The following is a 14,311-nucleotide window of genomic DNA, read 5'->3' on the forward strand; positions in this document are numbered from 1 at the left end:
GAACCAGGCCCCCGCCCTGCCAGGATGGGCTGATGTACCAGCACACGCTCACCGACGGCACCGTGTGGCTCATCCGGCCGACCGCCGCCGACATCGACCGCATCGTCGAGTGTTGCCAAGACCCCGCCGTAGGGCGCTGGACCACCATCCCCGTGCCGTACGGCCGCACCGACGCCGAGGAGTTCCTCGACCGGAACGTGGCGGGAGGGTGGCTCAACAACGAGCCGATCTGGTCCATCCGTACCGCAGCCGACGGCCGGGTCGAGGGGATGGTCGGCCTGCACGCCCGTGGTCCCGGCGCGTGCGAGATCGGTTTCTGGCTCAGCCCCGAACACCGAGGTCGGGGCCTGATGTCACGCACCATCACCCTGGTCTGTGATTTCGCCTTCGCTCCCGAAGGGCTTGGTCTGCAACGCATCACGTGGCGCGCGATGGTCGGCAATCACGCTTCGGCCGCCGCCGTTCGGCGCAACGGATTCCACTACGAGGGGAAGGCCCGGTTGGGTGGCGTGCAGCGTGGGGTTCGGGTCGACGAGTGGTATGCGGCGCGGTTGGCCGACGATTCGCCCGGGCCGGTGGATGGATGGCCTGCGGAAACCTTTCCTCCGGAAGGATGATCGTGGCTGAGTGCTGGTGGTTCTCGGAGCGCGGAAGGGACGCGGCAGGTGCCTGATGATGCGCGGTTCGAGTGGTTCGCCGATGTCATGGGGGTGCGGGCCGGTGAGCGGGTCCTCGAAATAGGGCCCGGTAACGGCGCGTCGTTGGCCCGGATGGCGGAGCGGCTCGGCGACGGGCGGATCGTCGGTGTGGAGCGTTCGGCGACCGCGCTGGCGCGAGCCGGGCAGCGGTGTGCCGACGAGATCGCGGCAGGCCGAATCCGGTTGGTGGAGGGCGAGATCGGAAAGATCGCACCGGCCCGCCTGCTCGGCGAACTCGGTCCCGGCGAACACTTCGACCTGATCTACGCGGTCAACGTCAACCTCTTCTGGACCTCCCCCGCACCCCAGGCCTGGGCAACGCTCCGCACCTGCCTGTCCCCCACCGGCCGCCTCTGGCTCTGCTACGGCTACGGCACCCCCACCGACACCCCCACCTCCCCGAAACCCACCCCCACCCGTCTCACCGACCGCTGCGCCGCCGCCGGCTTCACCTGCGAACCCACCACCTCGGGCGACCTCCTCGCCGTCCACCTCACCCCCACCCACTGAACCGAGATCACCACGCACTGGTGGCGTTCGCTTCTCGGTCGATGCCGTCATCAGAGCGTGGTGATCACGTCCAGCTCGATGGGTGGCCGCTGGCCTGAAGCGAGGGCAGGCGGGACAGGCGCCGGTCTCGAGGGTGGTCAGGTGGGGCGGAGGCGGCGGGCGGTGCCTCGGTGGGCGGGGGTTCGGGTGGGGTCTTCGGGCCAGGCGTGTTTGGGGTAGCGGCCGCGGAGGTCGGCGCGGACCTGGGGCCAGCCGGTTTGCCAGAAGGACGGGAGGTCGGCGGTGACGGCTACGGGGCGCTGGGCTGGGGAGAGCAGGTGCAGGAGGAGGGTGGCGCGGCCGTCGGCGAGGGTCGGTGGGGTGGTCCAGCCGAAGATTTCCTGGACCTTCACCGCGAGGACCGGCTGGTCGGCGCTGTAGTCGACGCGGACGCGGCTGCCCGAGGGGACCTCGAGGCGCTCGGGGGCGAGGTCGTCGAGGCGGGCGGCTTCGGGCCAGGGTAGGAGGCGGCGCAGGGCGGTTCCCGCGTCGATGCGGGCGAGGTCGGCGCGGCGACGGGCGGTGGTGAGTTCGGGGCCGAGCCAGGAGTCGAGGTCGGCGAGGAGGGCGTCGTCGTCGACATCGGGCCATGGTGTGCCGAGCGTGCGGTGCAGGAAGGCGAGGCGATCACGCAGGTTGCGTGCGTCGTCGGACCAGCGGAGCAGACCGATCCCTTCCGCGCGCAGTCCTTCCCGCAACGCCGCGCCGACCAACGCCGAGTCCGGTTCGCGCAGTGGCTTTTCGGACAGCACGATCGCACCCAACCGCTCGACCCGCCGCGCGATCACGTCCCCGCCGTCCCACCGCACCTCCTCCCGCACGCTGACCAGCCCAGGCGCCGCCTCCCGCGCTAAATCCTCAGACGCGATGGCCGCCAGCCGAATTCGGCCCTCCGCCCGCCCGGGATCCCGATCCGCCACGGCAACAGCCAACCACTCCGCCGCCGTCAACCCCGACCCCGCAGGCAACGAAACCGCCGTCCCACCCGCCATCAAATACGACCCCGACCCACTCCCCCGCCGCCGCGCCAACCGCTCCGGCTGCGCCAACGCGATCATCAACGCCACCCCTTCTTCGAGCACCCCCACACCCGCCCCGACCGAGTCACGCCTCCCCGCATCCGACCCGACCGAGTCACGCCTCCCCGCATCCGACCCGACCGAGTCACGCCTCCCCGCATCCGAGCCGCCACTGCCACGCCTCGCGTCCGCCTGCCGATCACCATGGCTTCCCGCAGGCGAACTGCCCTCAGCGCGACCATCACCTTGCGATCGCGCCTTGGCTCGGACATCGAACGATGTCGCCGCAGAACGGCTTTCCTCGCCGGTCAGCACCGCGCCGCCGGTCTCCGCGCCCGATGCGATTGCGCCATAAGCACTCTCGCCGGGCACGGCCGCGCCATCGGATTCGCCGACGAGGCGGGTGAGGCGGGTGACCTCTCGGGTCCAGCGGGGTGGGCGTTCGGTGCGGAGGGTGCGCAGGGCCGCGGTGGCGTCTGTGCCGGGGGCGAGGGTGTCGTCGTCCATCAGGGCGACCATTTCGGCGGCCAGTTTCGGGCCGAGGTGGGCGGCGCCGTCGAGGAGGGCGCGGGCCAGGCGGGGGTGCAGGCCGAGGGTGGCCATGGCGCGGCCGCGGGCGGTGATGTGGTCGTTGCCGTCGAGGGCGCCGAGAGCGTGCAGGACGGTGCGGGCGGCGGCGAGCGCGCCTTCGGGTGGGGCGTCCCACCAGGCGAGGGCGGAACCGTCGGGGGTGCCCCAGCAGGCCAATTCGAGTGCGAGGCGGGTCAATTCGGCGGTGCGGATCTCCGGGTCGGGGTAGGCGGGCAGGGTGTGGTGTTCGTATTCGGGCCAGCAACGCCAGGCACGACCGGGCGCCTCACGACCGGCACGCCCGGCACGCTGTTCGGCGACCGCGGCCGAAACACGCACTGTCGCAAGGCCGGACAACCCACGCCGATGATCGACCCGCGACACCCGCGACAGCCCGGAGTCGACGACGGCACGCACACCGGGCACCGTGAGGCTGGATTCCGCTACGGCAGTGGACAACACGACCCGGCGACGCGCACCCGGCCGTAGCGCACTGTCCTGCGCCGCCCCGGCCAGCCGGCCGTGCAACGGCACGACATCCACATCGAGATCACGCAGAAGCGCGGCCGTCCGGTTGATCTCGCCGACACCCGGCAGAAAGACCAGCACGTCCCCGTCGGACTCGGCCACGGCGATCCGCGTCACCCGCGCGACATGCCCCTCGACCCGTTCCCGAGGCGCTGCGGGCACATATCCGACCTCCACCGGATACGTCCGCCCCCGTACCTCCAGCACCGGCGCCCGATCGCCGCCGCCGAGCAGCTCGGCGAGGCGATCGGCCGCGACGGTCGCGGAGGTGGCGAGCACCTTCAGGTCTGGTCTCAAACCGGACCGCGCGTCGAGCAGCAGGGCAAGCAACAGATCGGCGTCGAGGTGCCGCTCGTGGCACTCGTCGAGGATCACCGTGCCGACCCCCGCGAGCTCCGGGTCCTGCTGCAACCGCCGGACCAGCAGACCGGAGGTCACCACCTCGATCCGCGTACGCGGCCCCACCTTGCGATCCCCACGGACCGCATACCCGACGGTCTCCCCGACCCGTTCCCCGAGCAACCCGGCCATGCGCGCGGCCGCCGCCCGCGCCGCCAACCGCCGCGGTTCGGCCACCACAACCCGCCCACCGCCCGCCGCCGAAGCCGACGACACCGCCCTCCCCGACCCCACGTACTCGTCCGCAGCCAAGGCCAGCGGGACCAGCGTCGTCTTCCCGGTGCCCGGCGGCGCAACAAGCACCGCGACACCCCGATCGGCCAGGGTGCGCGTGATCTCCCCCAGCGCGGGCCGCACCGGAAGATCGGGAAGTTCGGGAAGTCTCATCGACCACAAGTGTGCCGCCCGCGAGACGGCACCCGACATCGGCCTACCGCACCGACGATGCCGATCTCACGGGAGAAGGTGGAAAGCCTCGGTATGAGCAGGGCGGATCGCTCCGAAGTGCCGGCGGTCGACTGTCGCGATCTCGGTGATGCCCAATCTCTCGGCGGTGGCGACCACCGACGCGTCCGCCGTCCCGAGTGGCCAGTCACGGTAACGCGCAACGAGTTCGGCGATTCGCAGCCAGTCGCCGGGGCGCACCGGCTCTACCTCGAACAACCCCTCGGCGAAGTCCCCGAGGAAGCGCACCTCGGCTTCCGCGCCCAACCGCGTGCCGATGAGGTAGGCAGCCTCCGTGATGACGAGCGTTGGAACGATGAGCGGGCCACGGTGGCTTTGGAGTAGATCCAAACAGGCCCGATGGTGGGCATCGTCCGCGTCGACGTAGGCATAGAGCGGGCCCGCGTCGACCAGCAATCGCGCTATCGGTCCCACTCTCCCCGCAGAATTTCCTCGATCCGCTCGGAAATATCGGAGCGTCCACTGCGACCCGCACCCGCGGCACCGAATCGGCGAACACCGTGGCCGGGAAGCTGCGCAGCCAGCGCTTCTCTGGTCCACTCCGACACAGTCATGCCACGACGCGCGGCCTCGTGCCGGACGCGGCTGTCGAGGTCGTCGGGGAGCTTGATGGTCGTACGCTTCATGGTATGCCAGCATACCTTCCGGCAGGCTCTGCGGCCAGAGCCCCGGAATATCCGGGGCTCTCGGGCTCGTCGCGCTACCCGCGCCGCTTCGCGACAGCCTGCGCCAGGCGGTCGAGCTGCGTGGCGGTGGTCTCCCAGTCGATGCAGGCATCGGTGATGGACTGGCCGTAGGTGAGGTCGGCGGCCTTGCCGAGGGTGAGGTCCTGGCGGCCCGCGACGAGGAACGACTCGAGCATCACACCGACCACGCCCTGCTCACCGGCGGCGAGCCGGGTCGCGATGTCGGTGACGACGTCGACCTGACGGTTGTGGTCCTTGTTGCTGTTGCCGTGGCTGGCGTCGACCACCACGCGCTGGGGCAGCGACGACTTCTCGAGGCGCAGCTTGGCCTCGGCGACGGAGGCGGCGTCGTAGTTGGTGCCGTTGCTGCCACCGCGCAGGATGACATGGCAGTCCGGGTTGCCCGAGGTGCGGATCAGCGCCGAACGGCCGTCGAGATCGGTGCCGGGGAAGACGTGGCTGGCGGCGGCGGCCCGCACACCGTCGACCGCGACCTGCACGTCACCGTCGGTGCCGTTCTTGATCCCCACCGGCATCGACAGCGCCGAGGACAGCTGACGGTGCACCTGGCTGGCAGCGGTGCGCGCACCGATCGCGCCGTAGGAGACCAGGTCCGCGATGTACTGCGGGGTGATCGGGTCGAGGAACTCACACGCCACCGGCAGGCCGAGGGCAGTGATGTCGACGAGCACCTTGCGGCCGATACCGAGGCCGGTGTTCACGTCGAACGAACCGTCCAGGTGCGGGTCGTTGATCAGGCCCTTCCAGCCCAGCGTGGTGCGCGGCTTCTCGAAGTACACGCGCATGACGATGTGCAGCCGGTCGCCGAGTTCCTCGGCCTTGGCGGCGAGCTTGCGGGCGTAGTCGAGGGCGGCCACGGGGTCGTGCACCGAGCACGGGCCGACGATCACCATCAGGCGGTCGTCGTCGCCGTTGAGCACGTCGACGGTGGCTTTGCGACCCGAGCGCACGGTGTCGGCCAGCTCGTCGGTGATGGGGTGCACGAGGCGGACCTCGGCGGGCGAGCGCAAGGGGCTCACGCTGAGGGTGCGCTGATCGTCGAGATCGGAGTGCCGCGCGTCTACGTCAACTGCGGTGGTCATGAGAATGTGGGTCCTTTTCGGTTGAAGGCCGACCCACGGAAATTTCGCTACCCGTCGAGCCGGTCAGGTATCCGGCTCGGGGTGGAGGAAGTCAGCGCGCAGGGTCGCAGACCGGCCCACCCAGGGCCGGCTCGCTAAACCAGAAATATGCGCGCTGCATGCCGTGGACTGTACCACCGGTGAAACGTCGCGGACCCGCGCGTGGTTGCCCGAAGTGCGCACGATCACACCGCCGCGCCGGTTGACCTCAACCTCTGTTGAGTTCCTAGCGTGGGTGCCGAGGAAAGGAAATCGACTGTGACAACACTGGTTACGGGCGCGACCGGCAATACCGGGCGCCAGGTGGTTCGTGAACTCGTCGAGCGCGGCGAGAAGGTCAAGGCACTCACCCGCGATACCGAAAGGGCACGCGCACTCCTCGGCCCCGAGGTGGAACTGGTCGGCGGAACGCACACCGAGCCGGGCACGCTCGACTGGAGCGGTGTCGACCGATTGCACGTGACCGTGACGGCGGGTCTGGCCGAGGTGGGCCAGGAACTCGTCGACCGGGCGGTGGCGGCGGGCGTGCGGCGCATCACGGCGGTCTGGGGTGGCGGCGTCGGTCCCGTCGAGCAGGCGATCGAGCGTTCCGGCGTGGAATGGACGCGGCTGGAACCGCAGGAGTTCATGTCGAACACGCTCACCTGGGCCGATTCGATCCGGGCCGAGGGCGTGGTGCGCGAACCGTACGCGCATCCGAGCGCGCTGGTGCACGAGGCCGATATCGGTGCGGTGGCCGCGGTCGCGCTGCTCGAGGACGGGCACGCCGGGCGCGCCTACAACCTCACCGGCCCGCAGGCGCTCACGCCGCAGGAACGGTTGGCCGTACTCGCCGAGGCCGCCGGAAGGGAGATCACGTTCGTGACCATCAGCCATGAGCAGGCGATCGAACGGCTGACGGCGACCGGGGTGTCGCGCGCGGATGCCGAGTACGTGATCGGCTGGTACGCCGAGTCCAGCCCGGAGTCCCGCACCGTCGACCCGACGGTCGAAAACGTGCTCGGCCGCCCAGCGCGCACCTTCGCGCAGTGGGCGGCCGAATACGGGCACCGATTCGCCTGAGCACCCGGATTCTCAGCCGAACTGGCCTGCCACGTAGTCGCCCGCCGGGGTGTGGGCGATGGCGTTGAGCCGGTTCCAGGCGTTGATCGTCGCGATGGCGGCGATCAACGCGGCGATCTGGTCGTCGTCGTAGTGCTTGCGGACCTGGGCCCAGGTGTCGTCGGTGACCTGGCCGCCGTCGGCGACGCGGGTCGCCTCCTCGGTGAGGGCGAGCGCGGCCCGCTCCGCCTCGGTGAACACGTTGGCCTCGCGCCACGCCGCGACCAGGTTGATCCGCACCGAGGATTCGCCCATGTGCGCGGCGTCCTTGGTGTGCATGTCGACGCAGAAGCTGCACCCGTTGATCTGCGACGCGCGGATCTTCACCAGCTCATGGGTGGCCTTCGGCAGCGGCGAGCCGTCGATCACCTTGGCCGCGGTCTGCAGTCGCTTCACGAAGCTGACGGCGACGGGGTTGTTGTAGAGGTCGAAACGCGCTTCCATGATCACTCCTTCGTCGGGTGGAATACACCTCTACGACGACGCACGGCGCCGGAGTGTGACATGGGTGATCGCGATCACCTCAGAGCAGACCGCACAGCTTCTCCGACAGCTCCCAGAGTTCGGCGGCGACGGCGCGATCGTGCGCTGGCGCGGCCATCGCGCACGGCGCCGGGTGGCCCCACAGGCCGAACAGGCCGTCGGGACCGTAGAACCCGCCGGGCTCGACGTCGGCGGTGGCGGCGAACAGCGTGGGCAGGGCGCCCTGAGCGGGGCTCTGCGCGAACATCCGGTTGCCGAGCCACATGAAGACTTCCTGCACCGATTCGGTGTGCGACATGAGTTCGGTCGCGGCGTAGCCGGGGTGCGCGGCCACCGAGAGCACCGACGACCCCTCACCGGCCAGCCGGCGCTGCAGTTCGGTGGCGAACAGCAGATTGGCCAGCTTGGACTGGCCGTAGGCGCGCCAGCGGTCGTAGCGGCACTGCTCCCAGTTGGGGTCGGTCAGGTCGATGCGGCCGATGCGGTGCGCGTTGCTCGACACGGTGACCACCCGGTCGGCGATCCGGTCCAACAGTAGGTTGGTGAGCGCGAAGTGGCCGAGATGGTTTGTGCCGAACTGCATTTCGAAACCGTCGGCGGTGCGGCGCAGCGGCAGCGCCATCACGCCCGCGTTGTTGATCAGCACGTCGACCCGCTCGATCGACTCGGCGAAAGCGCGCACCGAGTTCAGGTCGGCCAGATCGAGCTCACGCACCTGGGTCTCCCCCGGTAACTCGCTCGCCACCTGCTCGGCCTTGACCGTATTGCGGCAGGCCAGGATCACCCGCGCGCCTTTCGCGGACAGCGCCCGCGCGGTGGCGGCGCCGAGACCGCTGTTGGCGCCGGTCACGATAAAAGTGCGGCCGGTCTGGTCGGATAGGTCAGCGGTAGTCCACTTGCTCACCGACCGAAGTGTAGTGCGAGCTGGGACAACCGCGAATCGAGAACCGCCCTCCGGTCAGGACTGTGCGAGGATCTCCTCGTCGGTCATCGCGGCCACCTCGAGATACATGGTCGCGACCGCCGCCAACCTGCCCGGCGTACCGGACTCGTTCTCCCGCTGCGTCATTCGCTTCGCGAGACCCTCGACGCTGCGGGCGGTGAACAGGTCGGCGACCACGGTGTCGGGTGCGTCGAGCCATTCCCGGATGCGGGCGACGGCAGTCGTGGCGAGCACCGAATCACCACCGAGAGCGAAGAAGTCGTCGGTGACGCCGATGCGTTCGGTCGCGAGGACCTCGCCGATCACCGCCGCGAGCGCGCGTTCGAGATCGGTGCGCGGTGCGACGAATTCCGCAGCAGCCTCGCCCTTTTCGAGTACGGCGCGAATGGCCTTGCGGTCGGGTTTGGCGTTCGGGGTGAGCGGGAGTTCGGGCAGCAGCTCGAGGCGGGTGGGCACCATGTAGGAGGGGACCAGTTCGGCGGTGGCGGCCAGCACGGTGTCGGCATCGAGGACGGTGCCCGGTGTCGGCACCACCAGCGCCACCAGTTTCGGCGCGGCCTTGCCGACCACGGCGGCGACCGCGTGACGCACGCCGGGCACAGCGCGCAGGGCGCTCTCCACCTCACCGAGTTCCACCCGATAACCACGGATCTTCACCTGATGATCGGCGCGGCCCAGGAATTCCAGACCGCCGTCGGGCAGGTAGCGGGCCAGGTCACCGGTGCGGTACCAGCGCACACCCTCGTGGGTGACGAAGCGGTCGGCGGTGCGTTCGGGGTCCTTGCGGTATCCCGCGGCCACACCGTCCCCACCGATCCACAGTTCACCGCTCACCCAGTCGGGGCAGTCGTTGCCCGCCGGGCCGACCACGCGGCATCGCACATTGCGCAACGGGGTGCCGTAGGGAACGGCCGTCCATTCGGCGGGCACCTCGGCGCCGACGACCTCGCAGATGGTGGAGTGGATGGCGGTTTCGGTCGCGCCACCGAGACCGGCGAAGCGGCAGTCAGGTGCCACGGCCGCCAGGCGAGCGGGCAGCGCGACATCCACCCAGTCACCACCCAGGATCACTGTGCGCAGCGACGGCAGCGCTTGTCCACCGGCCGCGGTGAGCAGCATGTCGAGCAGGCTGGGCACGCAGTTGACCAGCGAAACCTCGTGGCGGCGAATGATTTCCACCCAGCGCGCCGGGTCGCCGCGTTGCGCGTCGTCGACGGTGACCACGGCGCCGCCCGCCGCGAGCAGGCCGAAGATGTCGTAGACCGAGAGGTCGAACTCGAGGGCCGACAGGGCGAGGGCACGGTCGTCGGCGCCGACACCGAAGCGGTCGTTGAGATCGTCGATGGTGTTCATGGCGGCGCGGTGCGGCACCTCGACACCCTTCGGCTTGCCCGTGGAGCCGGAGGTGAACAGCACATAAGCGATATTCTCGGGGTCGCCGAAGACGGGGCGCGGCAAGGGTTCCGGGTGGTTGCGTGCCTCGGCCAGGTCGACGACCCGGGCCTCGGGGATCTGGGTGCCACCGACGGTGAGTACCGCGACGGCGTCGGCGGTGGACAGGATTTCGGCGCGGCGGGCAGCGGGCTGGTCGAAGCCGATCGGCACGTACACCGCACCGGCGGCGAGCACGCCGAGGACCGCGACGACCTGATCGGGTCCCTTCGGCAACTGCACGGCCACCGAATCACCCGGCGTCACACCGGCTTCGCGCAGGGCACCGGCCACGGCGAGCGCGTCGGCGGCCAGCTCACCGTAGGTCAGCTGCCCGGCGGGCTCCCAGAGCACCGCGGGCGCGGACGGGTTCGTCGCGGCATTCGCGAAGAAGCCCGTGTGCAGCAGGTTGCCGCTCAGGGGCGCGGCCGTCGCGTTCACCCGGGCGCGGGTCGCGGCCTGCTCCACGGGAATTCGCACGCCTGCCTCGGCCTGCCAGCCCGCGACGGTCGCCGAACTCTGGCCGCCCAGGCGTTCGATGGCCTCGATGTAGCGGGCGAACATGTCCTCGACCATGCCGGGCGGGAAGGCGGATTCGCGGATGTCCCAGTTGAGCAGGAGGCCGCCGCGGACCTCGGTGATCTGGGCGTCGAGCAGCACCTGCGGGCCCTGGGAGATGATCCAGACCGGGTCACCGAAGGTGTCGGTGACGGTGTCGGCGAACAGTTCGCCGAGGTTGAGGGCGCTGGTGTAGACGATGGGCGCCAGCACCGGTTCGCCGCGCTGACGGCCCAGGTCGCGCAGGACCTCGAGGCCCGAGTAGGCCGAGTGGGCGCCCGCCTCGTGCAGGCGCTGCTGCAGGGTGCGCGCACGATCGGCGACGGTGGCGGGCTCGGTGACATCGACCTCGAGCAGCACCGAGGAGGTGAAGTCGCCGACCACGCCGTCGACCTGCGGGTGCACCGGCTCCCGGTGGAACAGCGGCAGATTCAGCAGGAAGCGGCGCTGCGCCGACCAGCCGCCGATGGTCTCGGCGAACACCGAGGCCAGCGCCATCGCCGGGGTGATGCCACGCGCGTGGGCGGCGTCGAACACCTGCGCCTTGGCCTCCGGAGACAGCCACCGGTGCAGGCGGACGGTGCGGTTCGGCTCCGAAACATGCTGCGCCTGCGGCAGTTCGGGTGCGCCGGGCAGTTCGGCGAGCCGGTCGCGCCACCAGTCGCGGTCGCGTTCGCGCTCCTCGTCGGTTGACGGCTGTTCGGCCAGGTACTGGCGGAATGTGTAGTCCTGCGGGGCGAGCTGTTCGCCGTGGTAGAGCTTGGCCAGATCGGTGACGAGGATGCGGTAGCTCATGGCGTCGGCGGCGAGCATGTCGACATCGAGGTGCAGGCGGGTGCGACCGTCGGCCAGCCGGGTGAGGGCGATATCGATCACCTGGCCGTCCTCCACGGCCATCCGCTGATGGGTGCGCTGGTCGCGCAGTTCCGCCAGCCTGCGCTGCGCCTCGTCTTCGGACGCCGCACGCAGATCGGTGACCCCGAACACGGCCCTGCCCGGACGGTCGAGGGTCTGCTGGGTGCCGTCCGGCAGGAACCTCGTCCGCAACATCGGGTGGCGCACGAGCAGTTGCTCCACGGCCCGCTCGAGGCGCTCCGGGTCCACGCCCTTGCCGTCGAACTCGACATACAGGTGCGCGGCTACCCCGCCCAACTCCTGCGCATCCGAACGTCCGATCCAGTACGCGTGCTGCATGGGCGCCAGCGGGAACGGAGTACCGTCGTCGGGGATGACATCGGCTGCGGCAGAACCATTTTCGCCAGGCGCCTGCGCGCCCTCGGTCGGCGTGGTCGGTTGCGCACCCGCAGCCGTGCCGACACCCGCGGCGTGACTCGATCGGTGCGTGGCCGATGCGCCGGCAGTCGGTGCGGTCGGGCCGACCGTGGCCGACACGTCGGCGGCGATTGCGGTCGGAGCGGACGCGACAGCGCCCTCGACCGGCTCCGTGGCGACCTGCCCGTGACGGGTGGCGGCGGTCAGGGATTCCGGGTCGGCGCCGTTGAGTAAGGCGTGCCAGGCGTCGATGGTCGGGTGCGCGGCGAGGAGGGCGAAGTTCACCTTGATGCCGCGTTTGCGCCAGGCGCCCGCGAGCTTCATGGTGCGGATAGAGTCGAGGCCGAGCTGGATCAGGTCGTCGGCGTCGGCGACAGCGTCGGGGGTGATGTCGAGGTGACGGGCGATCGCGGCACGGATCTCGGCACGGTCGATTCCGGCGCCGTTCGCGGGTGCTGTCTCCATCTGCCGATCACTCCTTGCTCGCCGTCCGATCCCGGACGGATTCGATACTGCTCGCCGGCAGCCTACTCCACTGAGATAGGGTTGCCTAACCTATGGTCGGGTACCCCCGGTTCTCGGCCGCTTTGATCTGGATCGACCGGAGGGTTCGACTGTGACTACGTCGACTAGCCATCGCGAGGGCTACGTTCCGTTTCCCGAGGCGGCAGCGCAGGAGTACCGCACGGCGGGCTACTGGTCCGGGCGCACGCTCGGTGACCTGCTGCGCGACACCGCCCGCACCCAGCCGTCGAGCCCCGCGATCCTCAGCGATGCCGCCGTGCAGTCCTATGCCGAACTCGACGCCGCCGCCGACGCCATGGCCCACGGACTGCTCGCCCTCGGCATCCGCCCCGGCGACCGGGTGATCGTGCAGCTGCCGAATATCCCCGAGTTCGCGACGACCCTGTTCGGCCTCCTACGGGCGGGCATCATCCCCGTACTCACCCTGCCCGCGCACCGCCGCGCCGAGATCGAGCACCTGGCGGCACTGTCGGAGGCCGTTGCCTACCTCATCCCGGACCGGCTCGGCGATTTCGACTACCGCGAGCTGGCCGCCACGGTGCGCGCCGCCGTGCCGAGCCTGGCGCATGTGCTGGTCGCGGGCGACCCCGGCGAGTTCCGGGCCCTCGATACCGTTCCGGCGCAGGGTGATTCGCTGCCCGAGGTGGATCCCGCCGAGATCGCCGTGATGCTGGTTTCCGGCGGAACCACCGGTCTGCCCAAGCTCATCGCACGCACCCACGACGACTACGTCTACAACGCCACCGCGAGCGCGCAGGTGTGCGAGCTCACCGCCGACGACGTGTACCTCGCGACTTTGCCTGCCGCACACAACTTCCCGCTCGCCTGCCCCGGCATCTTCGGCACCGTCGCCACCGGCGGGGCCGTCGCCTTCACCCTCGACCCGAGCCCCGAGGCCGCGTTCGCCGCCATCGAGAAGCATCGCGTCACCGTGAGTGCCGTGGTGCCGCCGCTTGCCCAGTTGTGGAGTGCCGCGGTGGATTGGGAGGACGCCGATTTGAGCTCGCTGCGGCTGCTGCAGGTGGGTGGTGCGCGGTTGGCCGAGGTGAATGCCCGTGAAGTGGAACCGGCGTTGCAGTGCCGGTTGCAGCAGGTGTTCGGGATGGCCGAGGGGCTGTTGAACTTCACACGCCTCGATGACGCCGATGAACTGGTCTACACCACTCAGGGCAAGCCGCTCTCGCCTGGTGACGAGATCCGTGTGGTCGATGGTCAGGGCAACGATGTGCCTGCCGGTGAGGAGGGGGAGCTGCTGACCCGCGGGCCCTACACGCTGCGTGGTTACTACCGTGCCCCCGAACACAATTCCCGCGCGTTCACGCCCGACGGGTTCTACCGCAGCGGTGACCTTGTTCGTCAGCTTCCCACCGGGCACCTGGTTGTCAGTGGGCGCATCAAGGATGTCATCAATCGCGGCGGTGAGAACATCTCTTGCGATGAGTTGGAGGAGCATCTGTTGGCTCATCCGGCCGTCCGCCATGCCGCGGCGGTGGGGGTGCCCGATCCGTCGCTCGGTGAGAAGGTCTGTGTGGTGCTGGTGGTGACCGGGTCGTTGCCGACGCTTCCTGAGTTGAAGACGTTTCTTACCGAGCGTGGTCTGGCTACCTACAAGTTGCCTGACTTGATTCGCCAGGCGGATTCGCTGCCGGTTACGGCTGTTGGCAAGATCGATAAGAAGGCGCTGCGGGCTAGTTTGTAGGGGGCTTACGGCACTCGAGTTCGGGCGCCTGCCGGGCTCGGGTGCCGTGCGGAACTGCCTTGGTGTTTTGTGCACCATAAAGGTGTTGGGCTGTGTTTTTGGAGCGCTGGCGCGCTCGAGCGCGGCCCCTGGGGGCCGCGCGAACAGCGCTCGAGACTCGCGCCTACGGCGCATGCGCTTCGAGCGCTGTTCGCGCGGCCGGGCCGCTGCGCCGCTTCGCGGCGGACCCTCCTCGAGGTCGGG

General features: G+C 69.8%; 11 protein-coding genes. 4 read left to right on the top strand and 7 right to left on the bottom strand.

The window, feature by feature from the left end; genetic code table 11:
- Positions 1-32: 32 nt before the first annotated feature.
- On the top strand, positions 33-617 hold the full coding sequence (locus tag ACSVDM_RS26795; protein WP_439268586.1) for a GNAT family N-acetyltransferase: 585 nt from the start codon (positions 33-35) through the stop codon (positions 615-617).
- Between the two features lie 48 nt (positions 618-665).
- Positions 666-1,208: a class I SAM-dependent methyltransferase gene (locus ACSVDM_RS26800; RefSeq protein WP_439268587.1), complete on the top strand. Its 543-nt coding sequence runs from the start codon at positions 666-668 to the stop codon at positions 1,206-1,208.
- 137 nt (positions 1,209-1,345) lie between these two features.
- Here the strand turns inward: ACSVDM_RS26800 and ACSVDM_RS26805 are convergent, their stop codons facing one another.
- The 4 genes from ACSVDM_RS26805 to ACSVDM_RS26820 all read right to left on the bottom strand — a co-directional run bounded on the left by ACSVDM_RS26805 (position 1,346) and on the right by ACSVDM_RS26820 (position 6,017).
- Positions 1,346-4,150: an ATP-dependent RNA helicase gene (locus ACSVDM_RS26805; protein WP_439268588.1), complete on the bottom strand. Its 2,805-nt coding sequence runs from the start codon at positions 4,148-4,150 to the stop codon at positions 1,346-1,348.
- A gap of 66 nt (positions 4,151-4,216) precedes the next feature.
- Positions 4,217-4,624 (bottom strand): type II toxin-antitoxin system VapC family toxin, encoded by a 408-nt coding sequence (locus ACSVDM_RS26810; protein ID WP_439268589.1) that lies wholly within the window; start codon positions 4,622-4,624, stop codon positions 4,217-4,219.
- A gap of 5 nt (positions 4,625-4,629) precedes the next feature.
- Complete coding sequence (locus ACSVDM_RS26815) at positions 4,630-4,854, bottom strand: CopG family transcriptional regulator (protein ID WP_181701128.1); 225 nt, start codon at positions 4,852-4,854, stop codon at positions 4,630-4,632.
- A 74-nt stretch (positions 4,855-4,928) separates the two neighbouring features.
- A complete protein-coding gene (locus ACSVDM_RS26820; RefSeq protein WP_357147690.1) occupies positions 4,929-6,017 on the bottom strand; it encodes a 3-deoxy-7-phosphoheptulonate synthase in 1,089 nt (362 codons plus the stop codon).
- A gap of 297 nt (positions 6,018-6,314) precedes the next feature.
- On the opposite strand from ACSVDM_RS26820, the gene ACSVDM_RS26825 reads away from it, so the two are divergent.
- Positions 6,315-7,118, top strand: coding sequence for an NmrA family NAD(P)-binding protein (locus tag ACSVDM_RS26825; RefSeq protein WP_439268590.1), 804 nt, complete (start codon positions 6,315-6,317; stop codon positions 7,116-7,118).
- Positions 7,119-7,130: 12 nt separating this feature from the next.
- Here the strand turns inward: ACSVDM_RS26825 and ACSVDM_RS26830 are convergent, their stop codons facing one another.
- From ACSVDM_RS26830 to ACSVDM_RS26840, 3 genes are all read right to left on the bottom strand, one after another.
- Entirely contained in the window at positions 7,131-7,601 is a 471-nt protein-coding gene (locus ACSVDM_RS26830) for a carboxymuconolactone decarboxylase family protein (protein WP_439268591.1), read from the bottom strand.
- A gap of 79 nt (positions 7,602-7,680) precedes the next feature.
- Positions 7,681-8,544 carry an oxidoreductase gene (locus tag ACSVDM_RS26835; RefSeq protein ID WP_439268592.1) on the bottom strand — a complete coding sequence of 288 codons (864 nt, stop codon included), beginning with the start codon at positions 8,542-8,544 and terminating at the stop codon, positions 7,681-7,683.
- 54 nt (positions 8,545-8,598) lie between these two features.
- On the bottom strand, positions 8,599-12,309 hold the full coding sequence (locus ACSVDM_RS26840; protein WP_439268593.1) for an amino acid adenylation domain-containing protein: 3,711 nt from the start codon (positions 12,307-12,309) through the stop codon (positions 8,599-8,601).
- Positions 12,310-12,460: 151 nt separating this feature from the next.
- On the opposite strand from ACSVDM_RS26840, the gene ACSVDM_RS26845 reads away from it, so the two are divergent.
- Complete coding sequence (locus ACSVDM_RS26845) at positions 12,461-14,068, top strand: (2,3-dihydroxybenzoyl)adenylate synthase (protein WP_439268594.1); 1,608 nt, start codon at positions 12,461-12,463, stop codon at positions 14,066-14,068.
- Positions 14,069-14,311 lie beyond the last annotated feature (243 nt).

Source organism: Nocardia sp. JW2 (genome assembly GCF_051843015.1).
Classification (GTDB): Bacteria; Actinomycetota; Actinomycetes; order Mycobacteriales; family Mycobacteriaceae; genus Nocardia; species Nocardia coubleae.

Bases quoted from the DNA above. Each gene is read 5' to 3' on its own strand.
- ACSVDM_RS26795 (WP_439268586.1), top strand. From the start codon at position 33: ATGTACCAGCACACGCTCACCGACGGCACCGTGTGGCTCATCCGGCCG.
- ACSVDM_RS26805 (WP_439268588.1), bottom strand. From the start codon at position 4,150: ATGAGACTTCCCGAACTTCCCGATCTTCCGGTGCGGCCCGCGCTGGGG.
- ACSVDM_RS26815 (WP_181701128.1), bottom strand. From the start codon at position 4,854: ATGAAGCGTACGACCATCAAGCTCCCCGACGACCTCGACAGCCGCGTC.
- ACSVDM_RS26820 (WP_357147690.1), bottom strand. From the start codon at position 6,017: ATGACCACCGCAGTTGACGTAGACGCGCGGCACTCCGATCTCGACGAT.
- ACSVDM_RS26830 (WP_439268591.1), bottom strand. From the start codon at position 7,601: ATGGAAGCGCGTTTCGACCTCTACAACAACCCCGTCGCCGTCAGCTTC.
- ACSVDM_RS26840 (WP_439268593.1), bottom strand. From the start codon at position 12,309: ATGGAGACAGCACCCGCGAACGGCGCCGGAATCGACCGTGCCGAGATC.